Source organism: Lysinibacillus sphaericus (assembly GCF_015844675.1).
In the GTDB taxonomy this organism is placed as follows: Bacteria; Bacillota; Bacilli; order Bacillales_A; family Planococcaceae; genus Lysinibacillus; species Lysinibacillus sphaericus_E.
Genome location: NZ_LDGC01000065.1, coordinates 63662 through 89853, shown reverse-complemented (window position 1 = coordinate 89853; position 26192 = coordinate 63662). Strand labels below are relative to the sequence as shown.

Here is a 26192-nt window from a genome sequence, read left to right as displayed (position 1 = left end):
CTTTTCTTTATTCATTTGTTTGTAATGAATCCATTACTCCAATAGGAGGAATGTTATGATCATCTGACATCAAATCAATGACAACGCTTTCATTTGAACTAAAAGCTTTTTCAATGGCCGGGGCAATTTCTTCAATCTTCTCTACTCGAATACCAGAAATACCGCAAGCTTCCGCTATTTTAGTATGATCAACAAATGAAAAATCACATATATTTGTGTATCTACCAAACATCACGCTTTCCGCATATTTTTGATAACCTAAAATACCGTTATTAATTACAGCTACTACTACTTGAATTCCAAGACGTTTACATGTTTCAAGCTCACTCCAAACGTGTCCAAAGCCTCCATCACCAACAAGACAAAATACTTTCTTATGTTGATTTGCTAGTTTTGCCCCCATTGCCATTGGCAAGCCCCAACCTAAACCAGCTAAGCCACGCGGGAAAATAAACTTACGCATTTTTGTTGCCGTTAAGTAGTTGGCATTCCAAACAGATGAAATACTTGCATCCGCTACAACAATATGGTCATCTGTTAAACTCTTTTCTACTTCATATAAAAATCTTTCTACCTTAATTTTGCCTGTCGTTTGTGTAACAATTGATTGCATATCTTGCTGATGCATTTTGCGAGACTCTTGTATCTGTTGTTCAATCTTAGCTCGTTTACTTGCTCTTTTCTCTACAGATCTGTTTTGTAATTGTATTTTCAAGCTTTGTAAAGTTAATTTAGCATCCCCAGCTAGTCTTAATGATTCATAGTTTCTACCTATTTCTACCGGATCAATATCAATATGAATGTATTTAGCGTTTTCAGGAAGCAATGACCAACTATCTGTACCATTTTGATTTGTGCGGTTGCCAACTAGTAAAATGACATCTGCTTGCTGTACCATTGGCTTTAAATATGTGCTAACTCCCCGTTTACCCATATAATAACCAATAGGTCCAATCGTCAATGGATGCCTTTCATCAACTGCACCTTTTCCCATTGTTGTAGTTGCAACAGGAATCGAAAACTCTTCTTGAATAGCACGTAATTCATCCATGGCGTTGGAAGAAATGACGCCACCACCCGCATAAATAAATGGATTTTCTGCTCTGCTTAACCATTCAGCAGCTAGCTCAACTTTAGATGTATCTGCAATTGTACGATCTAATGGGAACGTACCATAGCTTTGCGTTCTTTTTTCATTAATTGGATACTCATTCGGATCTGTAATAATATCCTTTGGTAATAATAATACCGTTGGCCCAGGACGCCCAGATCCTGCTGTTTTAAATGCCATGTCAATATAATCTTCTATTCTAGCTTCAGTTGGAATACGCTTAATCCATTTTGATACTCCTTTAAATAGCTCTAAATGATCTATTTCTTGGAAAGCATTTTTCTCTTCATCGTTTCTTGAAACTTCCTCTACTAAAGCAACGACTGGATAAGATGCTTTTAGTGCCTCTGCTAAGCCTGCTACTAATAATGTTGCAGCTGGTCCGTGCTGTGCTGTAACGACTGGGATCGAATTTGTACACATCGCATATGCTTGCGCCATATATGTCCCTGCATTTTCTTGACGGTAGCCGATTTGCTCAATACCAATATCTTCGCATGCCAATGTTACAGTAGGCGGGTTGCTTTGGCCGAAAAGGTATTTGACCCCGTGTCTTTCTAATGACAATGCAATACGCATAGCATTTGTTGTGTTACCATTATTGTTTCTCTCATATTTAAGTACCATCATATATCCTCCATTAATTTTGATTCCATACGATAAATTTTGATTCTGTCATTTCTTGCATTGCATATTTAATACCTTCTTTAGTGTTTCCGCTTTCTTTTACACCACCATACGGCATTTGGTCTACACGGTATATTGGAATATCATTAATCATCATCCCACCAACTTGTAGATTTTTAGAAGCTTCATAGGCCGTATGAATGTTTTGTGTGAAAATACCAGCTTGTAAGCCATATTTCGAATTATTTACTAGAGCAATTCCTTCTTGAATAGACCCGATTGGTGTTATAGTTACAATCGGTGCAAATACTTCCTGACGACTTACTTTTGACGTTGTGCAACATTTGTTAAAACAGTTGGAACCTAATACATTATTTTCAATATAACCCCCTGCTAGCACGTTGCCCCTTGTTGCTTAGCTTCTTCAACCCAATTCACGCTTCTTGTTAAATCTTCAGCTGAAATAAGTGAAGAAACGTCAGTATTTGCCTTTGAGCGGATCACCACAAACAAGTTTGGCTGCTTCACTACGGAAATGTTCCAAAAATTCATCATATAAGTGCCCCCTCACATAAATTCGCTGTAAGGAGATACAAACTTTTCCCTGATTTGAATAAGCTCCTATTACACACTTTTGGGCAACCTCCTGTAAATTCGATGCATCTTCTATAATGACGCCTGCATTGGATCCTAATTCTAAGCTCACTTTTTTTAGACCTGCTTTGGCAATAATATCTTTCCCTACTTCTGGGCTATCTGTAAATGTAATCATATTTACGTCGTCACTCGTTACAATGCGGTCTCATACAAGGGATCCTCTTCCCGTAACAACATTGAGAACGCCTTTTGGCAAGCCCGCCTCTTCTAAAAGTCTTGCTATAAAGAAAGCAGATAACGGCGTTTGAGTAGCTGGCTTTAAAATAATGCTATTACCTACAGCAATCGCAGGACCTAGTTTATGTGCAACTAAATTCATTGGGAAGTTAAATGGCGTAATAGCCCCAACAACTCCTATAGGCTCTTTTTGTGTATAACCAAATCTGCCCGCGCCTGTTTTCGCAGCATCCATCGGAATGATTTCCCCAACATTTCTTTTTACTTCCTCTACCGAAAACTTATATGTTTCGATCGTATGATCAACCTCACCGTATGCTGTTTTCAAAGGCTTAGCTGATTCAAGAGCAATTAATGTAGCTGCCTCATCCCTTTTTTCAGTAAGCAATAATGCTAATCTCTCTAAAATTCTCGCTCGTTCATAGGTTGTCTTCTCAGCAATCACATGTTGATTTTTCACTGCACTTCGGATAGCATCATCAACCTGCTCTAATGAAGCCTGTGGAATCTCTGCAATTTTCTCGTTTGAAAAAGGTGAATACAAATCTTCATAGACTTTTGCCTCTACCTAACATCCATCAATATAAAGCCTTTCTTTCAAAATCCGCACCCTCCTTATTTCCGATTATCGTAATACATTCCTAATATCGGAATTAAACCAAATTCTAAATGACATCTTTATTTAAGTCAACAAAATTATTGAATATTCTGAATAAAAATATTTTTTATCTACTCTCATTTGATAACTAGAGAAGTCGTAGTAGCTAATTTGATAACTTCTTCAAAATTAAATGATTATATATAATAGGCTGTGCCAAAATTGGTCAAAACCCTAAAAAGCGCGAGAAATCAATTTTAGAAACATTGATTTCTCGCGCTTTTCCAATTGTAAACATTTACCACCAAACTAAAACTTCTGGTCTTGTCTTCAGTATATTTCAAAGTTAGCAATTTTAACTTCTTTTATACGTCATTCTCTTTCAGCTTTGATATTTGTAAAAACTAAACGTAAAGGTCCATTTCAAATTACTTTAACCGTTCCGTTAAACGAAACCAGAACGACTGATTATTGCTTTTATATCCGCTACCTAAATTTAGGATGGACACTGTTCAATAAGTAGCTTTAAAAAGTATTTTGGTCGAGTTGGTCCCAATTAAATAATAATCATTCTCTAATTGGGACCATAGGGATTCATCGTTCTATATTATAATCAAGCTATTTCAGCACTATCAACGCCATGCACTCGAGGGCTTAAATTGACAGGATTTATGTCTTAGTTTTCGGAGACATATCAATAGCCTTTTATGCCTTGTTTATGTTTGGAAAGTTGTCAATAAACCATCTACTTCTATAATTAGCTTTCACTCATAAATACTAGCTCTCAAAATCTTAAACATTTCTTCTTTATGCTTGCTTGCTTTTTCTTCAGTCCATTTTTCTTCATTAAGATCGACTAATTCGTTCATGATTTTTAGTTTCAAACTTTGCTCGATAACGCTTGGGTAAGAGCTTATTTTCCCTGCTGGTGGCAAATTAGAAAACTTGGAGTTTCCTGACACAGTAATTAATGCAAGGTTTCCAAAACCATTAAGGTCATCTTCTTCCCAATGTTCACCTTCAACTGGGCGTTGTGGTTGGAAATGTTCAATGGAACTTCTAAATTGAAATTGCCAGTCATCACGCATCGCCGGGATAATCTCCTTATCCAAGTAAGAGTACCCATCTTTGTATAAAAGATAATCAAGATAAGTAAATACGATTCTTTCAAAACCAAATCCACTTTTATTTCCAAAGTTAGATTTGATAACTTTTGTTTTGCAGTAATCTTCAAGGATTTCAATGATGTCACATGATTCATTCTCTAATAACTTTGTTAAGACTAATGAAATCCAATGCATAGTCTTAGGTGATGTATAGGTTATGCGTAAGCAGGATTGCAGAGTTCTTACTTGTTTATTATTCTGACCATCGTCATCACCAAAAGTGCCTACATACTTAGGTTTATCGCCTCTCGCATCACTATATTTCTCTATACGTTGTAACGACCATTTCCCAGTTTCTTTATAGTCTTTAGCATATTCACGTTTCAAAATATATTTATCAAACAACACTCGACATTTCAGCATATGATATAAAAAGTTCTTTGCTTTATCCGCATCGTCCCAAGCCCATGATAAATTATCCAAGAAGTGTTTATCATCAAGTGTCGAATCTTCTTCTCCTAACTTATCCATAACTGCATTTACTTGAAGTAAAAAATTCGGGAATGAAATAGTCGATTCAAAACGTTCATTTTCAACCTCTTCCCTACTTACTCCATTATTAAGAAGTTTACTTTCTTTTAGAATTTCAATCAGAGGAACTGATTTTTTGTCATCTTCATCATCAGTCGGAACGCACATTCTAATAGAATCAAAATCATCGATGACATCCTTGATGCTAGTCCAATCTTTTGTAAAAAGAGCCTTTCTAACTTTGGGATCAAAATTCATTTGGATATACGAGTCCATATCAGAGCACTTTTCCCAAATCAATGCTGCAGTTTTTTTATCGTGTTCAGTATCCAAAGCTTCTAGAAACTTTGCTTTTGCTATTTCATGAAGTTCAAGTTGTTCCCCACGAGTATTCATAATTTCAAAATAATGATTTAAATCTATATCTTCTGGGACTTGTACACGAACAAGAAATACCTTTTTTAGTTTTCCAATTAACTCATTTTTGTCTATCCCTTTAGTTTTAAAATAGTGATGAATGATTTGATAGCCCTCTAAAATTTCAACAGATACTAATTCCTCCCGTAATTCTGCGTTATTTATATTGTTTATCATGCTAAGTGTACGGTTTGATTTTTCACGAGCCTCAAATTTTAATGCACCTTTCTCAAAATTCATGCCAAGATAATTTTCTAATAGAAATAATGTTGTCAATCGTTGTTGCCCATCTATTACTTCATAGACATTATTATCAGTTTGATTAACAATAAGATTTCCAAGAAAATAGTTTTTTTTAGAGTCGTCAATTGAGCTATCAATATCATCTATCAGTTGTTCAATTTGCATTTCTCTCCAAGCATAGTTACGTTGATATATCGGAATTACATAACTAACATTGGAAAATACGCTTGATACCGGTATGATTTTTAAATTTCCCCCCATCGCCTACCACCTATTCCAATCACAAAGTAAATCATACACTGCTTTGTACTTTTCTTTATTTTTATTATCAAAATCAGGTTGTTCCAAAACAATAAGTTTTAATTCTTCTGCACTGTTCATTTCACTAATTTCTGCAAACATATCCAAACCTTTGTTTACACGTTCATGTCCTCCTCGTGCATACTTATCGATTGTCTGAGGATACACAGCATACATAGTCAGTCGCAAAGAATAGCTCCATGTATATAGTTGCTGCATCACACCGTTAGTTAGGTTTTCAAAACCAAAGCGATCAGCAAAAAACAATAACACACATTCATATAACTGTTTAATGTAAATATCCCCTGAACGCCTACTCGGAGTTTGTTCATCAGTGTGAAACTTGTTTATTTTTTTTCGTATCTGCTCAAGTTGCTTTCCGTAGTGAAGAGCATAATTGAAAAAACGATTTCCAGCCATCAGCGGCTGCGTTAATTGAAATTGATTTAATGCTCTGGAAGCAAGTAGTTCACTGCTTCCATTTTCATTAAACTGTTCTACGAAAAGATTACTTGCTTTATGATAGATAGCATAATTAAACACATTTGTGGTTTTAATCCCTTTGAAGACATCGATTTTACTTGAAGAATAGCCTAAACCATTCTTTCCTTTATACCATTGCGTCAAAGGGTAAAGATAACTTTTAAATAAGTCATTCAAATCATTTTGGTTCACATTTTCCCACTGGTTGATAACTCTTACTTTCTGATGTTCGTCTTTATCATCCATCTCACGTAAATGATAAGACTTCAGTAAATCATGTGGTGCTAACTCTTTACCACGGGAGTTTTGTGAATCAAAGAATTGAAAGGCCTCTTGTTCGCTGTCTGTGACAATTTGAACTGCACTACATTGTTCCAGTAAATATTCTTTGTATTTGCTTCGCTCATCTTCTGTAAGTTCACTTATCCTCTGAGATAAAATTTTAAAATTAGTTACTATTACATCATTTGATAGTTGATTGTATTTTTCGCGCAATAACCCTTGAGCTTCATAGCCTAAGCAGTATAGAAGAATTGAAAGGGTTGTCAGTCGCTGCTGGCCATCCACAACATTGTATTTTTCATTTTCTTTATGTAAAATTACAGAACCAATTCTGTATTCTTGTGTACCTTCTTGATATGCATTATAAGTATCAAGAAATAATGTACTTGTAGACCTCACACTCCAACTATACGGACGTTGATACGATGGTAAGGCTAATTTCATTTCAAATAATCCTTTAACCTTCGTTATTTTTAATTCGTCTTGTAGTAGAGCCATCCTTAAATCCCTCCATAAAAACTTGACATTATTTCAATAATACAACCCGTAACTCTTTTTGCCTAGAGTGCGCATTGGTGAATTCATATTTTTACAATAAGCTATTATTTATTACCCATCTTAATCTGGGGCCCTTATCAGTTATATAGGTTCCCATTAGAATTTGCGCTTTAATGGATTCCCAGTTTTCGAGGATGTGCTGACGTAAGGTTTGTACGGTCATCATGTCTACTCCCTGGCTTCCTTTATTCGCTTCCACTCTTAATGCTTGTATCATATTCGGACGTGCTAGAATTTGATTCAACATCACCATTTCGTTCCTTTCCGTGAATAGCTTGTCTTCTTATGCCCACCTGGACTTCACCATTACTTTCTAAGCGTGAGGTTTCTCTGTTTTCTGTGTTTATTCATTCAAGATGGAATGCCAAGGGCTATTCTCTCTTAGTTGTTCAGTCCTTCCGATTAGTTCTAGACCCAATCGTACTATGACCTCTGCTGACTTCTGATGGTTCAGCTACTTGTCACCAAGTAATTTATGAAGGGTACTTCACGTTTCCATCAGACCTCCCCGGGTAAGCGTATGCACTTTCACACCATCTATCCGCCTCATTTACTCGATATGACCTTCGACAGAAAGGACTTTGTTTTGGTATGCAAACTTATCCAATCATACCTAGCCTTATATGAGGTTCGTGTTCCTCGGACCAGTGTTTTGCCTCCAGCTTCCTTCAGATTCCGCGTCACCACGGACACCCTTGCTCTTGGCTAACCTCTACTTCTGTCTTCGGGGTTCGGGACTTACACCCTATAGTTCATACGCATGCCGGGCGCACATACCAAAAAGAGAAATTGCGCTGTGCAATTTCTCTTTTTGCTTGAACGTTGCGAAGTGCCTTACATTTCGAGTTTGAAATACACTGTTCCTCAATCATAAGATATAGCCACTACCTTCTACCACTCTTGCCTTTTAATTTCATTGTATAAACTTTAAAATAAAACCGGTGGATGAATTGGAACAGATATAATCATTACTGCAGCACTCAGTATTAAGATTGATAATCCAACATTTTTCTTCATATTCACACTCTCCTTTAGATTTCAATAAATTGCATAGCTTTCTCAAACTTCTTTTCTTGTCGATAATACTCTCTCAATAAATTAGAAAATTGTTGGTGCATTTCTTTTAATTCTTCATTATCTGCTGTAAATGGAATTAACCTCCCTTCTAAAAAATCCATTGCTTTCTCTTTTTCTTCTCCTAGCAAATATAAATAAAAAGTAGCAAATAAATTAAAACTTAATTTTCTCTTATTTTTTGCTTCTTCCTTTAGAAAAGTAAAGGTTTTTATACTTTTCTCCGTTTGTTCTAAGCGAAATTGTGTAACACCTAAATTATATAAGCAAAGCAGATAATGATCACAGTTCTTTGACATTAAAGAAGCGCTTTTTTCAAAGTATATTAATGCATTTTCATATTCCCCTCTCATTTGGTACAAATCCCCCAAATTGTGATATATAGCAGGTAATAGCTGCTGTTGCTGTAATAGCTCCACATTTCTCACTAAATGTTCATAGATTTCGATTGCTTCGTGAAACACTTTTCCTCGAGAGTAATTAAGTGCCAGAGACATTAATGTATAAACAATTCTTTTAAAATTAAATTGGTCCTTATAGAATTGAAGAGCTTTTTTCCCATAAATAATTGCTTGGCTTGGTTCTTCTAACCGCCCTTTTATTAAAGCGAAATGGTAGTAAAACTCTCCTTCTAGTGACCCTAGTTCTGGATGTATTTGAAGTATTTGAGTTAGTTCTTTAGCTGCTTCCTCATATTTACTTTTTGTTATTAAAACTAATGCATAATAATATGAATGTAAATACCTTTCATGTTGGGAAAAATTTTGTCGGTGGGCATTTAGCCATCTTAATTGATTGTCTGCTAATTTATGCTCTTTAACAAACACATAATAACGTAACTTATAAAGTTCATATAAATAAATAGATTCTGTAAAACCTATTATTTCTTCATATTCTTTTAATCTGCTCATTGTCTCTTCTACTTTCTCATTCTCTAGGTAATTTATATGTTTTTGTAAATCATTTAATAGCCAAATAATATTTTGTTCGTTATTCTCTACATCGTGAATACTAATATTTAATCGTTCTAGCAGTAGTCGTATTGTTTCGCTATTTGCTTCTTTATTATTATTCTCAATTTTACTTAAATGAGGAATCGAGCAAATCCCCATCGCCACCGAATTCTGTGTCATTCCTAGCTTTGTACGATAGTACTTAATTAATGAACCTATTTTCATTTTCATAACCTCCCGTATCGAATGACTATATTTTACATTTATTATAATCAAAATTTTCCCAATAATCAAAAAACCTAAATTATGGTAGATTCAAATTGTAGTACTATAACTTAATTTGAAAAGGGGTTGGGATGAATGAAAAAAATGAAAAGTACGTTGCTAAGTCTTTTGGTTGCAGGATCAGTAATAAATCCGGTGTACGCAACAGCGATGAATAGCGAAGATAGCTCAGGAAACGACGGTGGTCAGGAGACATTCCGTGTTTATGTTGAGGCAAACAAAAAATCAGAAAAATCAACATTAAAAACTCAATATTCTGCTCGTTGGGAATTAACAGAGAACGGATTTTCAACTGATATGAATGAAAAACAATTCGAAGCATTACAGAAGAATAAAAATTTCACAGTTACAAAAGTTCCTATCGTTACATTAGATACGATAGGTTTGGAAGACGATAGTATGGTAGAAAGTGAACCCCTGGATTCGGTAACTTCTTTAAGAGCTTCTCAACAAATACCTTGGGGAATTAAAGCAATTTATAACAATGATACTTTAACATCTACAACTGGAGGAAGTGACATTAATATTGCCGTACTCGATACGGGTGTAAATACTTCTCATCCTGACCTTGTCAATAACGTAGAGCAATGTAAAGACTTTACAGGTGCGACAACACCCATTAACAACAGCTGTACAGACAAAAACGGACATGGTACACATGTTGCTGGTACGGCCTTAGCTGATGGTGGAAGCGATCAAGCAGGCATTTACGGTGTCGCTCCAGATGCTGATCTTTGGGCTTACAAAGTGTTATCAGATAGCGGCTCTGGATACTCAGATGATATTGCTGCTGCTATTCGACATGCAGCAGATCAAGCATCAGCTACTGGTACCAAAACAATTATTAGTATGTCTCTAGGTTCTTCAGCGAATAATAGCCTCATTTCAAGTGCTGTCAATTACGCATACAGTAAAGGAGTTCTAGTAGTTGCTGCAGCTGGTAATTCAGGCTATGCGCAAGGAACAATTGGTTATCCGGGGGCATTACCAAATGCAGTCGCCGTTGCAGCTTTAGAAAATGTACAACAAAATGGGACTTATCGTGTAGCTGACTACTCTTCACGTGGTTATGCATCTACAACTGGAGATTATGTAATTCAGGAAGGTGATATTGAAATCTCAGCTCCTGGCTCATCAGTTTATTCTACATGGTATAATGGCGGTTATAATACAATTAGCGGCACATCAATGGCTACACCTCATGTCTCTGGTTTAGCAGCAAAAATTTGGGCTGAAAATCCGTCATTGTCTAACACGCAACTACGTTCTAACTTACAAGCGAGAGCAAAATTAGTAGATATTAAAGGTGGTTATGGAGCTGCTATAGGTGATGACTACGCTTCAGGATTTGGATTTGCTCGCGTTCAATAATTGTCAAAAGGTGAAGCATACTAACATTAGTAATACAAACCATAGTTTTGGTTTGTATTACTTTTTTTGGTTCTAAACGTATTCACCAGTAACCCTATTACCTCCAAGTAGTATTATAGCTTCGCTTGTTATACGAGATCTAAGTCCCAATCAGCCTCAAACATATTTCTACAAGTAGGGGTGAACAGGTTGACCAGAAAACATTTTATCAATACCATTTGCAGTATCGTTCCCTTCAAATTCATCTTGTGCAATAATGAGGATAAATCCAGTTACAACTATACATAGTCCGATAATACCTTCTTCATAAAAATCACCTCCAACCTTACCATTACAGCTTCCTCATTTTGTAATATGTTATATTTTAACAATTCACCATTCACTTGAAAACTACCTTCTTTAACTAATCTCCCCCTATAAACATTGATGTATCAACGGTTTCCACCACTTCGTGATGAAGAAAAAATATTTTTTCACTTGATTTATAAACAATTGACGTATAACGACCGTTAATACATACCTAAACTCCTGCTTTTCCCATAATAGCTTTTATCCGTGCTTGTTCTTCAGTCTTATCCATGTATTCAAAAAATCCAAGACGATTTCCCCAAGGGTCCGTAAATGTTCCCCATTTAGCTGAAACTTCTGGTCTTGAGTAAATTTCAAAGTTATCAATGTTAAGTTCTTTTATAAGTCTTTCTCTTTCAACTTCGATATTTGTAACACCTAAACGTAAAGGACCGTTTCCTTCAGTAAGATTCCCCTCTGCTACTTGTAACCAACAACCAGGTATAAGTTCCCACTCTACAAAACCATCGTGTGGTATGAAATCCGGTTTCTTATTTAACAGTGTTTCATACCACTTATGCCCTTCTTCGATATTTGATACTCGTACTTGAGTAGTCATTTCAAAAATCATTTTATCCCCTCCAGATTATGGTATGTATATTCTTTCAATACATTTGATTAAAAACCCTTTAATCAAATCAATTAGACCTCGGCATAATTGCGTACGGAGGCTTTAATGATGTTGATTTTAGTAGGAGATCATCTTTTTAAAGGGATGCTTTATAATATATACCAAAAAGAGAAATTGCGCTGTGCAATTTCTCTTTTTGCTGAACTGAAATTAATTATAACTCTTCCTCGGTAACTTCATTATTATTTTTATTACCATTTCCGTTTCCATTGCCATTTCCGTTTCCATTGCCGTTGCCATTTCCGTTTCCATTTCCGTTGTCATTCCCTGGCTTTACAACCAACACATCAAATGTTAGTGTGTTCTCACCATACGTTACCGTAATCGTTGTATTACCCTGACCTTTTCCTTTTACAGCTCCTTCTTTTACAGTAGCTATTTTATCATTCGCTACTTCGTAGGTTGCAAACTTTGTAACATCTTTTTCTGTTGTTTTACCATCAAAAGTAGTTACTTCAGTAATCTTAACTGGAACTTCTTTACCTATTCTAGTTTCAACCTGAGCTTGATCAATTTCTAGTGTTACTATTGGTTTTTCTATAACAGGTGCTTTAACTGTAACATTTAAAGTAACTTCTTTATCACCGTATGAAATAGTAATTGGAGTCGTGCCCTCACCTACTGCAGTTACTAATCCATTGACTATTGTTGCAACGTTTTCATTTCCAACAACATAAGTAGCTTTTGAAGTTACGTCTTCCTCTGTTGCAGTACCTTCTGCAGGCGTTGTCGTTTCTGTTACCGTAATTTGTGCAGTTTCTCCAGCTGTTAGGTCTAGCTTAGTTGGATTTACAGAAAGTGTTACTACTGGTTCTACTACTTCTTTTTCATATATTTTCGCTTCACCAACATTTCCGGCAGCATCTTTAATTATTACTGATACAGCATTTGTTTCTGCTGTTACTGGGAATGTGAAGCTACCGTCTTGATTTAATTCAAAAGCAACTGGCGCTTGTACTTTGCCATTCACCGTCGAAACATAGGAAGCTTTTAATTTATCATTTAAATTGTAATCTAAACCGTATAAATATAACTCTTCATTGTAGTCGATATACTTATCTGTTACCTGTCCTGTAGCGACACCTTTAGCTACTGAACCAGTAATTTCTGGTTTAGTCGTTTTCACGATAATTGGTCCAACATAATCGGAAACTACTCCTGATGCTGCAAGACCAGTGAAGTCAATTGTATACAGACCATCTGGAATCTTTGTGGCAGGTGCTGTTCCCCATGGTTTGTACTGCCCACCAATATTCAGCGTATAAGAGCCTTTCCCTAGCGCAGTACCTGCATGTAGATAACCAATGTAGCCGTCTCCGTATTCTCCACCTTCAGGATTCATAATATCCCAAAGCTCGATATAGTTAGTTGTTACATCTCCAGTTAATGTGAATGAAAGTACAGCTGAGTCTTTCACTCCATCTCCGTTAAAGGATAGATCTGTTTCTGTAATCTTAAAATCTTTAATTGCAGTTGCTGCCGCGCCGCCAAGGTCAGCTGCGAATGGCAATGAAATTTCTGTATCTCCACCGCTGATGTAAATATACCCTAGTATTTCAGAGCCGTTTGGTGCCGTAGCTTGTGAAGCAGTTAATGTAATATTTAAAACTTGCTCACCATCTAGATTAAATGTCGGCTGATCTACTGTAACAGTTGCATCACCAAATGTTTTTGTTACATCAATTGATACGTTATAATTGCCGCCGTTCCCTTTAATATCTTTTACTAAAACTTGTTTCGTTACAGAAATATCTTGGTCTTTAAGTGATTGTGGACCGAAAGTAACTGTACCTTTCAAGTTTTCTGTAACTACACCAGTTCCATCTAAAATTGCGCTATCAATTGCATAAGCAAGAATTTCCGGATGAGCTGCTGCATAAGGATCTACACGCCCTGCACCCTGAGAAAACACATCGTATTTTGTTTTATCTATAACCTTTGCTGTATTAGAAAGCGCCACTTTTACATCGAACGCGTTCCAATCAGGATTTGCTTGTTTAACTAATGCAGCAATACCTGCAATATGCGGTGTTGCCATAGAAGTTCCTGTTTTACGACCATATGCCTCCCCATAATCTGCATTAGGGAAATCTTTTTTATACTTTGGAATCGTTGACATAATGTTTGTTCCAGGCGCACTTACATCTGGTTTAATATCAAAGTTTGGTGTAGATGGTCCACGTGAACTTGAATCGTTTACATCATCTCCCAGTGTCTTTGTGGAAGCAAATTTACTAAAGCTTACTTTTCCAGCTCCGCCTGCTAATGCAGCGCGAATTGCAGCCCCATCCGTTTGGGACATATCAAATGTTGGCAGGAACTCAAATGAATCACCAAGGAATGTGCCTGAAATGTTCGGTGCATTCGTTCCACCAGCAAAGTTATGAATAATTGTTGCGACTGCCCCTTTTGCCTTTGCATTCGCAATTTTATCAACGAATGCGATACTACCACGAGAAATCAATGCCACTTTACCTTTTACATCAATTCCTTCAAAGTCTTTTACTTCCCCGTTTCCAGGAACTGCAACTAGATCAAATTCGCCTTGAAGCTGTGTTGCTAAATCTTTCCCAAAAGTCGTTCCCATTAATGGAAGTTGTTTTGTTAATTTATAGTTGCCCACTGTAACATTTACTTCCCCGTTATACATTGTTTCAGGATTTGTTGTGTTACCAACAGCAATTCCTAATCGAGCAGTTGCAGGTGTACCCATTGTTCCACGATTTGGACCTTCGTTTCCTGTTGCAACTACCCCGATTGTTCCAGCCATCATTGCATTATTAATAGCAAATGAACCAGCATCCGTTTCAGAGTTAGCTCCCCCGCCAAGTGAAAGGTTGATAACGTCCATTTTTTCTTTTACAGCAGTTTCAATTGCTTTAACAATACCAGATGTAGCTCCACTTCCGTATGCCCCAAGAACACGGTAAGCATAAAGGTCTACTTTTGGAGCAATTCCTTTAATACCGAATTTGTTAGCTCCGATTGCTGCAATTGTTCCAGCAACATGTGTACCGTGAGAAGTATAGAACGCGCTTCCCTTTTCATTAAATTCAGGTGTCCCGGCTGGACGCTCCGAAGGCGATGTTTCCGATGCATCGTCATCTGCTCGAGGCTTCGTGTAAGTTGCTGAATTCGGAATGAAATTTTTCCCACCTTTATAAACTCCAGCAAATTCAGGGTGATCTACATCAATACCAGTATCTAATACCGCTACTTTTATTCCTTGTCCTTCAAGTCCTTCCTTCCAAAGCTGTTCGATACCTAGGAAAGAATTACTTGTATTCATTTGAGCTTCTAATTGATCTTCCTTAATAAGTTCCGATGGTTTCATCGTATTATCTTCTGATGCGGAAACAATTGCATCAGGTTCGATTAATGTAATTCCTTCTACTGTAAGCAGTTTCGGAAGATCATTTGCTTTCACAGTTGCTGCAAAACCGTTTAAAACTGTATCAAATGAGTATCCTTGAGTCATCTGAACATTTTTAGCAGCTAACTCTTCTTTAACTTCTGCTTGTTGTTCTTTTACATTTGAACGAACTTCATTTGCTTGGGCTTTCGAGAATTCTTCGCCCTTGACTTCGCTCATTCCTTGCTCTAGTGCCACAGGCTTTTCAGATAAATGAACGATGACTGCAACTTTTTGATTGCCTGATACATTTTGTAAGCTTTCGTGAAGAGTTGGACCATCTTTGGACAAGCTTAGCTGTTCAGCGATAGCCGCTTTTAGTTGCATTATACTTTCACTTTGACCATCTTGCTTGAATGGTTTCGATTCTTCAGCACTAACACTCGACAATGGAACCAATAGATAAAGCACCATAACGAAAGCTAGAATACTACTTAAGAACTTCGTAAACTTAAACTTTTTCAAATCTTATTTCCCCTTCCACCTTTAATTGTCACACTTTTCAGTTTAGTGTGATATTTCCAATTTATCACAAATAAACTAATACGGATATCGAAATATTTAAACATTTTAAAATATTGATATTTTGCATTAGTTTATCAAATATAAATTAAATCTATATTCCTAGTAATTTAATAAAAAAGCAGACCTCAAATGAGAAATGACCTACAAAATTCATTAATTTTTTCAATTAATCTTATCAAGGCAGCAGTTGTAGGTATAGTCGGTGGTGTAGTTTCTTATAGAAGATTAGGAGAACAGTAAGAGGAGTGATTGGAGGGGGATCGGAATATGCAGCTCTTTTTTTCTTATGTATAGTAGACGGTTACTGGGAGCTTTCGTTGAATAAGTAATGACAATTAATTTTGAAGCTGAGAAACGTATAACACCGTCCACATTTGCGGACGGTGTAAAATAAAGTTGTTTAATTTTTGATACAATTGCCGAATAAGAACTTGTAGATGTGACAATAAGGTCGTATAAAACGCCACTTACTTATTTGTTACCGAGTTGTTCCGCCAAACCGATTAGAATCCCTTCGATTCCACGAATGTAGCAGAGCCGATACGAGTCCTCGTACTGAACCACTTCGCCAACGAGCTGAGCACCATGCTTAGTGAGTCTGGATACCATTTCGTCAATGTCTTCAACGGCGAACATGACGCGTAGATAACCGAGGGCATTTACAGGGGCAGTCCGGTGATCTGATATAGTAGATGGGCTGAGAAATCGCGAAAGTTCAAGTCGACTGTGACCATCTGGAGTAACCATCATAGCAATCTCTACACACTGAGAACCCAATCCAGTTACGCGACCAGCCCATTCCCCTTCGACAGTGGCTCGCCCTTCAAGGCTCAAGCCAATCTCTTCGAAAAAAGAGATTGCATCATCAAGGGATTCTACAACGATGCCGACATTGTCCATTCTTAGTAATTTGTTTTCTGCCATAGTCTTATCTCCTTATGTGTTAAAATTTATTATCTGATCTTCTATTGAAAAATTACAAATGCCTTCCAAACAAAAAACACCTTGTTACAGTATATTTGATCAATCTTTTTTCGAGATGGATTGTTTTTGCGTTTGCTGATAAATAAAGGTTGAAGGAAAAAATCTTTATTCTAAAGCTACTCGTATATGATTAGCCAACAATTTTTCCACCTGTGACTTCAGAGCTTGATTAGCATAACGGAGTACTACATCATTACCTGCATTGGCAACTTGCACGTCACTAAAGTATTCATCTACTGGCTGCCAGCCTACTACTCGTATACGTTGCTGTGCAAGTTCTCGTTTTAGGCTAAAATATTCTTGTCTTAAATCCTTTAGCAATGAATCCATCATTGGAAGAAATACCGTTTTCATTTTAAACTGCTCTAATTTACAATAGTCAACCTGTAATGATTTAACGGCTAACTCTAACAAAAGATACTTATGAAGTAACTGTCTTTCATCGGCTTTAATCATAATAATCAGCATCCAGTTGGGCTGATTGAATACTTTGGATTGGAATACTTTTCGTTTTAAGTAGTGTTTCAAGTATGAGTTCATTAGTATTCATCGATTTAATTATTCCCGTCCATTGTGTAATTTTGTAGTCCTTCCACACTTCTAATTTTATGTCCAATTGCTGATTAAAAGCTTGATCAATTGTTTTCTGTAGTTCTTCCAGCTCCCATTCAGTCAATTCTCTTGGCTGTTCTGTGCACTCTTGTTTATACTCTCTAAGAAGCTCCAAATGCTCCGGCAACATCATCGATGCCCATTTAATACTACCTCTGTCTTGTATCATTAATAAATCACTCCTATGCCAAATGACCACCAACTAAGCGATCTCGATTAATAGCTGTACCAGCTTTCGTGAAAGAAACTGCTCTTAATATTGATGTTGCTCCAAACCGATTGCGTATGGCATCCATAGTAGGTCCTATAATTTGTCGCTGTGGTTTGCGTTCGTCAAATAAATCTAATTGGATACTATGCTCTCTTTCAAGGTTCGTTATTCGGACAGATAATTGACGAGCTGGCTCCCCTGCAAAGTGTTCATCCAGCAATTCAAGACAAGTTTTATACATCACAAGAGTTTCACTTGTCGGCACTGCAATTGTTTTAGACCGATGGAACCCTTTGGTCATGGCGTTTCGACTATAAGAAAGACCAATACTAATTGTACGGCCCACATAACCTGCATCCCGCGTTCGCTTCATTACGTCCTCACACATTTCAAGGAGCACCACAGAGATTTCTTTCCGTGTATGGTAATCCCTCATCAGCATTTGTCCCTTCCCAAAACTTAAAGCTCCGTTTGTTATTAACGGCTCCCCTAATTTGGATAGATCTATTCCCCATGCATGGTAATAGAGTTGATTGCCCATTACACCAAAGCGCTTTTCTAATTCTTTTAGATCTGTATTAGCCAAACCACCAACTGTTTGTATTCCCATAGCATTTAGATTTGCTTCCATTCGTTTTCCTATGCCCCACATTTCCGATAGAGGTCGTACAGGCCATAATTTCTTTGGAATATCCTCATAAGTCCATCTAGCAAAGCCTGTTTTCTTTGCTTCAAGGTCTAAAGCTAATTTGGCTATTAACATATTTGGTCCCATACCTACTGCACTAGGTATATTAAATTGGTCAAAAATAGCCTTTTGTATTTCCTTAGCCGTTTCTTCAGGTGAACCCCAAAGCTTTTCAGTGCCGGTTAAATCAACAAAACTTTCGTCTACACTATACACATGTATAGCATCAACCGGGACGTAATTAGAGATTAATTTTGTAATCGTCATCGACATTTGAATAAAGAAACTCATTTTAGGCTCAAACAATCTAATGTCAGTATGTTGAGGGATTTCATAACGACGACTACCAGTTTTGATACTAAATTTTTCTTTCATCAAGGGGGATGCAGCAAGCACTACGCTACCTGGCTGGTCAAAATTTGCTACTACTGCAACTGGAGTTTTTAAAATATCTAGCCCATGTAACATCGCTACGATACTGGCGTAAAAGCATTTCATATCGATACACATAATAGGTCTATTGGGCATACTCTCATAATTCATACAACTTCACGTCCCCCACTAGCAAAAGGAATAACGGCTAGAACGTTACTGATCAAAAAAGTACGTTTTGCATGTCTTGTAAAACAAAATGCTTGAAATGAATCACCAACAATTTTAATGATTTTTACACGCCTTTTTGTTATGGAACCATCTTTTGCTACATACATCATGTTCACTAATTGTTTGCGCTGCATAGCTTTAATCAGTTGCTCTCTCATCGTAGTTTCCTCCTTACCTCTCGCATTTTTTTTAAAATTGGCTAATCACTATATCTATACTTTCAATTTCTACCGATTTACCTAAATTAAATCGCATCCGGACTTTTAAACCTTTTATATCCAAAAACATCTCCTACTACAGTTATTTATTATTGACACAATGATTTTCCCCTTTACCTATCATACGTAAGAACACTTGTTTGTATACATATTAGAACAAACGTTTGCTTCTTGGCAAGATTAAATTTTTGGAAATAAAAAAAAGGCCAGGTACTCAAATGAGCGCTGGACTTATCCCTGTTAAGTAAATAGCTGTAAAAAATACTAAGCAGCCATCTGGTATCGATATTCTATCTGTGCCAGTGAGAAAACACCTAGCTTATTGCTTAACAATATTCCTGATTTTTATTTTTGTTTTACTCAAATATTTTGTATTATAGTTAGAGGAGTATTTTTATAATAAGTTTTTGCCCAATAAAAAATAAGTTAGAAGTGATATTTATGACAAAAAATAGGATTAAAGAAGTTGCTTATAAACAATTGGCTGAAAAAGGCTACGATCAGGCAACTCTTTCTAGTATTGCTAAAGAGGTTGGCATTAAAACACCATCGATATATGCCTTTTTTAAAAACAAAGAGGACCTGTTTATGGCTGTATATAAAGATCTGCTCGAAGAGTATTACCTTCACATAAAACGGTCAATTGCCAATTTAAAAAATGGATCGGCTAAAGAAAAGCTCTACCAAATAGTGAAAGAACTTTGTACTTACTATTTAAGTCAACCTGAAAAAACAGCAGCATATACAAAATTAGCTTTTTACCTTCCTCCAACTTTAAATGATAAAGTGAAAAACATTTTTAATGAGATGGAAGAAATGCTTTTTGAGGTGCTTGAAACAATCTTTTCTGAAGGAATAGAGCAAGGCATAATAAAGGATCAACCGGTTGATGACTTAATAGCCTCGTTTAATTGTTTGATGGATGGACTCTTTTTGGAATTACTTTTTTATACGGAAGAAAAATTTAGAAGGCGCGCCGAGCAAGTTTGGAACATTTATTGGAATGGGATTTACAAAGAACATTGAAAAGTGTTCTTCTAATCCCATCCTCAAAAAGATAATCGATAGCAAAATTACATAATGGTAGAATTTTACTCAAACTTTGAAATAGATTTTTCAAGGCTACCTTGATTGTTGCACCATCGTACGCTACAACACTTTCTGTTGCCTTTGCAGCCTTAGTCGTTTTTCCATTACACCTGTTGTAATCTCCTCTGAAAATGCGAACATTTCTTCTGAGGTCACAGAAACTATGAGATACTACACCCTAAATGGATTAGGGAATACTTCCAAATGATTTTCCAGCTTCTTCAACAGATGAAGTTAGTTTCTGCATAAAGTTATCGGTTTACTTTAAAATTCACTTCCGGGTATTTGGTCTTCAGCCTTTTAAGCGTTGAGCCGTCGTCCTTCTGTTTTATATACTGGTCAAAAAAGGCTAGGCTGAATTCGTTGATAATGCGATGAACTTCCTTTGGATTTTCACCTGGGCTCCGCAACAGAGGGGAGAACAAATGAAAATCAGTAAAGCTTGTATGATCCGTATGGGGAATGACCATTGACATACCACCGCCAGCTAACCCACGTTCACTGCGAGCCTTGTCTTTATAGGCATCTTCATCAGAATCTTCATTTATGTCTGCACTCATGAGCAGAAATGGTTTTCCAATCCCACTTTCAGGTAATACTTTCCCATACAATGTACCATCCATATCAATAGCTGCTTTGACACGAGAGTCTTCTGCAAGTATTTGCGCTGCGGTAGCCCCGCCGTAAGAGTGCCCAAACATTCCAATACGCGAGGTATCAAGCTTTCCTGTAAAGAAGCCGGTCTCATCGTTTTGATTAAGCTTCTCTAACTGGTCAAGTACAAAAGTGACATCTTCTTTCCATAATTTGATGTGGCGATCGCGTTCGTCAAAATCAGTTAAATTGTCGGACTGTACGTAAGCAGTTCGACCATCTGGGAAGACGGTAGCTGCAGCATCAAATGTATGATCGATACCTAGAACAATATATCCTTGACTAGCCAACTCCTCAACTTCAAACGTGTTTTGATTACGAAAACCACTTAAACCATGGGAGAAAACTAGTATCGGATAATGATTCTCTGAGTCTGATAGTTGTACATCCTTAAACGAATGCGATTTTACCAAGCCCAGGTGGCTGAATGCAAATGCAGGAATGGACAATGCTTTTTCCAGTCCGTTAGCAAGCTCTGTCATGTTCCCAATATAAGGTTCTCGATTCCCATTGCTTTTTTCAGCTGCAGGATACCAAATTTGCACCATCAGTTCACGTCGGTCGGTTGGATTTTTTGAATATGGTTCACTTCTCTGATCATCGACCCAATGATATAGTTTCGTACCGACCATATGTGGGCCAGTTGGTTCTTCAAATGAAAATACTGGCATTAGTAAGGGTAACGTAACTGCTACAGAAATATAGATAAACAACAACAAAGACTTAACAATGAATATACTCCTGTTTCTGAACCCCTTTTTCCGTTCAGCTAATAAATAGCATATAATCAAGATAACTGGGGTTAAATAAGCTGGAATCATCTGCCATCTAAAATCTTCTACCAATAGCTGGATTATAACCATTCCAATAGCAACTAAAGATGCGAATTTAGACCACTTTTTTGTTTCCCTTCCTACTAATAGTATCCAACTTAATAGACTAAAATTTACAACTATCAAAACAACTTCCCAGAAATTCATTGGCCTGTCTCCTTAGAATGCATTTTACTTCTAAATATAGTGATTAAACATTTAAACACTTTCTAAATCGTTTCTAAAAACAGATTTCTTCTTATTCGGAATTTTACTCCAATATGTAAAATATCTTAATATCCATTCAACTGGTCCCATTTTAAAATACCTTAACCAAACAATACTAAAAGTAATTAAAATAGCGTGGATTATGAAGCACACCATTAATGAATTAATAGGTGTAAAACCAATTATGATACTAAACACAATGAGTAAAACACTTTGTGCAAGATAATTTGTTAAAGACATTTGTCCATAGAACTTTAATGGTGTTAATATCACTTTTGCCTTGTCCCATTGTAAAATAATAAGAAGAATGCTAGTCATCATAAAGGTAACACTATAATCTTCTAGCATTTCAATTCCTGAAGGGGGAATGTTAAATAATCCTGATCCCCTTACATAAAATAAAGATACATAAGTACAAATATTAACGATTAAAAAAATCGAAATATACTTTAATTTTCCATAGACATTTTCAAAAAATTTAAATTGCCCCATCGTAAAACCTAGCATCATAAATGAAAGCCACTTACTTATGACGGATAGTAATTCTAGCCATACTATTCTCTCACCATAATACGGTTGAGAAAAAGCTGTAACTATAGATAAGGCTATTAGCGTAATCGTTACTATTAAGTTAGTCCATTTATTTCTTTTGGAAAATATTATAATAAACAAGCCAAGTACAGCATAAAACATTAATACATCATTAATTCCTGGTGGTGCATAAAATGTATGGATAAGCCCTAGTACAAATAAAAAAGAGATTCTGCGTAAAAACGAAAGGTATCTATTGTTTACTTTTTGTTTGGATCGATTCATAAAAAGATAACACCCGAATCCAAATAAAAAGAATAAAATAGGATAAAATTTTCTGTTAAATATATCATATAATACTTGGTGTAACTCATTAGTATTAGACAAATAACCCATTACCTGATAACTATTCACAAGAAGTACCCCCAACAAGGCAAATCCTCGTAAATAATCCATAGTATCTATTCTTGTATAAGAATTTAATTTATTCATTCCAAGACTCCTAATATAAATATATTTTATAGCATTATTAGTAGATAACCTAGAAGCCAAGGAATATCCAATTGACAGGTAATTTTCAGTCTGAGCTAATGCAGATGAAATCTAAATACCTTTGTGAGTATTGCTACTAGTGAAGCTCAGGTATCGTTTCATCTGCCCCACTCCTTTCTTCCTATCAAAAACTTAAAATGCCCAGCTACCTTTACGGAAAATTGGCTCTACAGTTCCATCTGGTAAAATACCGTCAATGTCCATCTCACTGCTGCCAATCATAAAGTCCTCATGTGTTACTGAAATATTTGCACCTAACGCTTCAAGCTGATCGTTTTCTAAATCTCTTCCACCCTCTAAGCAAGTTGGATAAGCTTTACCAATCGCTAAATGGTTCGATGCATTTTCATCAAACAATGTATTAAAATATAAAATCCCCGATGCTGAAATTGGCGATCCATGTGGTACAAGTGCTACCTCACCTAGATAGCAAGAGCCTTCATCCACATTCATAAGCTCCTGTAATAAATCATGTCCTATCTGTGCTTCAGCTTGAACAATTTTTCCCTCTTCGAGTGTCAGTTTAAAGCCATCGATAATATTCCCCTGATAAACTAATGGTTTAGTATTGCTGACATAGCCATTCACACCTTGTTTCATCGGTAACGTATAAACTTCTTCTGTCGGCATATTAGCCATAAAGATCGTATCATCTGGTGTTTTACCACCTCCAGTAATCCATTTATGCTGTGGCGCTAATGCAATTGTTAAATCCGTACCTGGCGCTGTATAGTGAAGCTTCGCATATTTTTTATTATTCAGTAGGGCCGCACGAGATTCTAAATTTGTTACATGTTCACGCCAGTTTTCAACAACATTACCTTCACCGATATGAACAGTTTTAAAAATAGCCTCCCATAATGCTGGTACTTGATCCTCAGCCGCTAAGTTCGGGAACACCTTCGATGCCCACTTTGGTGAAGGAACTGCTATCATCGACCAGGCTATTAAATCCTTCATTACTGCGTTGCGATTGTTGCTCAGAGCAGCTCCTGATACCTTTTGATAGGTAGCTAGACGATCGGCTGAAATACCTGCAAATTTATCAGGGTCTGCAGCATCTATCATTAATAGTGCTCCTTTACGTTCGATCAGCTCATCATTCATTTTGACTATCCATTCTGGGAAACGATTAAATTCTTCATCTGAGGCATGTTCAAAGTAAGCACGATCCATTTCATCATCCGTTAAGTTAACATGAACACGTCCTGCCCCAGCCTTATAAGCTTCTTTCACAACTAAACGGGCGAAATCCAATGCATCCACTGATGTATTGACTAATAAATATTGCCCTGGTTGAATATTGACACCGACTTTTACCGCAAGTTCTGCATACGCTTGTAATTTTTCTTCAAAAGTCATATTATTTACCTCACTTTTGTCTAATTGTTTATTATTACCTTAAAGATAAACATTTTCTATATTTAAATGAATAACTGTTCCCTTACAATTTGAAATATAATCTTACTAAATTGTAACTATAGAAGTTCCTTTAATATTTTTCCTAATCATGAAAAACTAAATCTCGAATTAAACCATGAAATCAATTGCTTATTTGCATCAAGAGTATGATGATGATGATTTTTGGTTTACCTAACTAAATTAGTTAGGTAATTGTAATTATAAATCTCACTCTTGTATCCTTTATAGTAAAGAGTCTCTGATACACTGCTGATACTTGAATATTGTGTTGTTTTTGAATAAAACTCACTTAATTTTTAATCTTACGGTACAACTTTTTTATAAACGGTTGCAAGGTTCTACATTTTTGACCATTCTGTACAACGATAACTTTGGTTTATTGATTTCACCTGTAATCTGGTAGCCTATCCTCTGATACAATTTAATGGCAAGATGGTTCTCTTTCTTTACCGTCAGAGAGCATTTAGAAAAGCCTTGCAGGCAGGCCTGTTCCTCGGCAAACTCAAGCAGCTTAGTACCTATCCCCAGTCCTCGGCTTTCGGGCAATAAGGCGATTGTTCCGATGTGAAACTCGTCATCTTCTCCCTCCTTCATGGTGATCATGGAATAAAACATTTTGATATTCAGAATATTATAAACAATAAGGTCCAGCTTTCGGAATGAAAGCAGCTGTTTGAAAGTGGGCCATGCAAGACGATTTAAAACAGGTATGGGATAGCAAGTAATCATCCCTAAAGTTTTCCCGTCCATTTGAGCTTCGTAAGCGTATTGATGACTAAAGCGATTGTTCTCCTGCTGCCATAGCGTACGAAATGTCCCTTCGATCGTGTTCTTCTCCTCAGATCCTGCAAGTGAAAACGCCATGTATTCCAATGCCATTACATTTAGCTTAGCGCTGACCATGGATTGATGATCAGCCTTTACAATTGAGATTTGATTCATTTCCTAGCACTCCTTTTTTCTTTCTATATTATTGATGTTAATTATCATCCTTAGCTTTGAAACCATAATAAAACGTATTTAAAAAAAGTTCTGCAGCCGATTTTTTAGGAACATTACCTTCATGTACCTGTTCCCAAGTATGGAAAAGCAAGGCATAAAGCGTATTCAAAATCCATTCGCTGCTAACCGTTTGCTGAAAGTAACCTCTTTGTTGTAACAGCTCAATAACGCGTCGTATGGGTTCCCTCAGCTTCTCTTCGGCTTCACCTAATTCTTTGTTGTTAAATACAGACGCATCATGGCCTAGAAAATAAATTTTGTCACCTATGGGAATTAACGCTTCAATGAGTTCTGGGATATAGTTTTCACTTCTTTCCTCATCCAGTGGAATCTGGTTTACGGTATCACTTACCAGTTGTATAGCCCGATGACCCAAGAACAGCATCAATTTCTCTCTGCTTTCGACGTAGCGATGAAGTGTAGCGATGCCAATTCCCGCATATTCCGCAATTTCATTCATCGAAGCAGTAGGATTTTCAACAAGCAATATAGTAGCCGCATCAAGAATTGCATTAAATCTCGCTTCCTTCAACGCTGACAAGCCTTTCCCCATTGTTAATCTCTCCCTTTTTTGTATAAAGTAATTGTTTTTGATAGATAAATGTATCATTTGATATCAATATAAACCATTTTATACAAATTATCAAGCCATTGAATGTAGATTTTTATAAAATTTTACAAAATAATGGCAAACACAGATTTTACTACCCTTTTCTGGAGTATCAGACAAGGTGATATGTATTCAATCAAAGGGGGCGACTCCTCGATATGATGTAAAAAAATAGGTTCATCACCAAAAGTTGTGGATGGCTTTGTTAAAACGTCTATATAAATAAGTGGATTGGCGTGGAGACTGGGCGACTCCTCGGGGATTAGTGATAGAGGAACGAAGGCTAA

18 protein-coding genes and 1 pseudogene are annotated in these 26192 nt (G+C 36.5%); 2 read left to right on the top strand and 17 right to left on the bottom strand.

The window, feature by feature from the left end:
- Nucleotides 1-7: 7 nt before the first annotated feature.
- The 5 genes and pseudogenes from ABE34_RS16130 to ABE34_RS16110 form a co-directional block, all read right to left on the bottom strand.
- Nucleotides 8-1741 (bottom strand): acetolactate synthase catalytic subunit, encoded by a 1734-nt coding sequence (locus ABE34_RS16130; protein WP_197143505.1) that lies wholly within the window; start codon nucleotides 1739-1741, stop codon nucleotides 8-10.
- A 10-nt stretch (nucleotides 1742-1751) separates the two neighbouring features.
- A pseudogene (locus ABE34_RS16125) lies at nucleotides 1752-3116 on the bottom strand (aldehyde dehydrogenase family protein).
- A gap of 818 nt (nucleotides 3117-3934) precedes the next feature.
- Nucleotides 3935-5728, bottom strand: a complete 1794-nt coding sequence (locus ABE34_RS16120) for a DUF262 domain-containing protein (RefSeq protein ID WP_197143504.1) — start codon at nucleotides 5726-5728, stop codon at nucleotides 3935-3937.
- Nucleotides 5729-5731: 3 nt separating this feature from the next.
- Entirely contained in the window at nucleotides 5732-7030 is a 1299-nt protein-coding gene (locus tag ABE34_RS16115) for a DUF262 domain-containing protein (RefSeq protein ID WP_197143503.1), read from the bottom strand.
- A gap of 1091 nt (nucleotides 7031-8121) precedes the next feature.
- Nucleotides 8122-9342 carry a helix-turn-helix domain-containing protein gene (locus ABE34_RS16110; protein ID WP_241747233.1) on the bottom strand — a complete coding sequence of 407 codons (1221 nt, stop codon included), beginning with the start codon at nucleotides 9340-9342 and terminating at the stop codon, nucleotides 8122-8124.
- 135 nt (nucleotides 9343-9477) lie between these two features.
- Between ABE34_RS16110 and ABE34_RS16105 the strand changes: the two genes are divergently transcribed.
- The gene (locus ABE34_RS16105) at nucleotides 9478-10773 is read left to right on the top strand and encodes a S8 family peptidase (RefSeq protein WP_197143501.1); all 1296 of its coding nucleotides are present in this window, start codon (nucleotides 9478-9480) and stop codon (nucleotides 10771-10773) included.
- 520 nt (nucleotides 10774-11293) lie between these two features.
- Here the strand turns inward: ABE34_RS16105 and ABE34_RS16100 are convergent.
- The 7 genes from ABE34_RS16100 to ABE34_RS16070 all read right to left on the bottom strand — a co-directional run bounded on the left by ABE34_RS16100 (nucleotide 11294) and on the right by ABE34_RS16070 (nucleotide 18945).
- A complete protein-coding gene (locus tag ABE34_RS16100) occupies nucleotides 11294-11692 on the bottom strand; it encodes a VOC family protein (protein ID WP_197143500.1) in 399 nt (132 codons plus the stop codon).
- Nucleotides 11693-11906: 214 nt separating this feature from the next.
- Nucleotides 11907-15629, bottom strand: coding sequence for a S8 family serine peptidase (locus ABE34_RS16095; protein WP_197143499.1), 3723 nt, complete (start codon nucleotides 15627-15629; stop codon nucleotides 11907-11909).
- 531 nt (nucleotides 15630-16160) lie between these two features.
- Nucleotides 16161-16613, bottom strand: a complete 453-nt coding sequence (locus ABE34_RS16090) for a VOC family protein (RefSeq protein ID WP_197143498.1) — start codon at nucleotides 16611-16613, stop codon at nucleotides 16161-16163.
- 165 nt (nucleotides 16614-16778) lie between these two features.
- Nucleotides 16779-17129 (bottom strand): aconitate hydratase, encoded by a 351-nt coding sequence (locus ABE34_RS16085; protein WP_197143523.1) that lies wholly within the window; start codon nucleotides 17127-17129, stop codon nucleotides 16779-16781.
- Nucleotides 17122-17454, bottom strand: coding sequence for a YolD-like family protein (locus ABE34_RS16080; protein WP_197143497.1), 333 nt, complete (start codon nucleotides 17452-17454; stop codon nucleotides 17122-17124). The genes ABE34_RS16085 and ABE34_RS16080 overlap by 8 nt, the downstream gene beginning before the upstream one ends.
- 13 nt (nucleotides 17455-17467) lie before the next feature.
- Nucleotides 17468-18727, bottom strand: coding sequence for a DNA polymerase thumb domain-containing protein (locus tag ABE34_RS16075; protein ID WP_197143496.1), 1260 nt, complete (start codon nucleotides 18725-18727; stop codon nucleotides 17468-17470).
- On the bottom strand, nucleotides 18724-18945 hold the full coding sequence (locus ABE34_RS16070) for a transcriptional regulator (RefSeq protein ID WP_197143495.1): 222 nt from the start codon (nucleotides 18943-18945) through the stop codon (nucleotides 18724-18726). The genes ABE34_RS16075 and ABE34_RS16070 overlap by 4 nt, the downstream gene beginning before the upstream one ends.
- Nucleotides 18946-19446: 501 nt before the next feature.
- On the opposite strand from ABE34_RS16070, the gene ABE34_RS16065 reads away from it, so the two are divergent.
- Complete coding sequence (locus ABE34_RS16065) at nucleotides 19447-20031, top strand: TetR/AcrR family transcriptional regulator (RefSeq protein ID WP_197143494.1); 585 nt, start codon at nucleotides 19447-19449, stop codon at nucleotides 20029-20031.
- A gap of 314 nt (nucleotides 20032-20345) precedes the next feature.
- Here ABE34_RS16065 and ABE34_RS16060 read toward each other — a convergent pair whose 3' ends face one another.
- The 5 genes from ABE34_RS16060 to ABE34_RS16040 form a co-directional block, all read right to left on the bottom strand.
- On the bottom strand, nucleotides 20346-21728 hold the full coding sequence (locus ABE34_RS16060) for an alpha/beta hydrolase family protein (protein WP_197143493.1): 1383 nt from the start codon (nucleotides 21726-21728) through the stop codon (nucleotides 20346-20348).
- Between the two features lie 51 nt (nucleotides 21729-21779).
- Entirely contained in the window at nucleotides 21780-22811 is a 1032-nt protein-coding gene (locus tag ABE34_RS16055) for a DUF418 domain-containing protein (protein ID WP_197143492.1), read from the bottom strand.
- A 192-nt stretch (nucleotides 22812-23003) separates the two neighbouring features.
- Nucleotides 23004-24233 carry an aminopeptidase gene (locus tag ABE34_RS16050; protein ID WP_197143491.1) on the bottom strand — a complete coding sequence of 410 codons (1230 nt, stop codon included), beginning with the start codon at nucleotides 24231-24233 and terminating at the stop codon, nucleotides 23004-23006.
- A gap of 378 nt (nucleotides 24234-24611) precedes the next feature.
- Nucleotides 24612-25235 carry a GNAT family N-acetyltransferase gene (locus ABE34_RS16045; protein WP_197143490.1) on the bottom strand — a complete coding sequence of 208 codons (624 nt, stop codon included), beginning with the start codon at nucleotides 25233-25235 and terminating at the stop codon, nucleotides 24612-24614.
- A 37-nt stretch (nucleotides 25236-25272) separates the two neighbouring features.
- Complete coding sequence (locus ABE34_RS16040; protein WP_197143489.1) at nucleotides 25273-25848, bottom strand: TetR/AcrR family transcriptional regulator; 576 nt, start codon at nucleotides 25846-25848, stop codon at nucleotides 25273-25275.
- Between the last annotated feature and the right edge of the window lie 344 nt (nucleotides 25849-26192).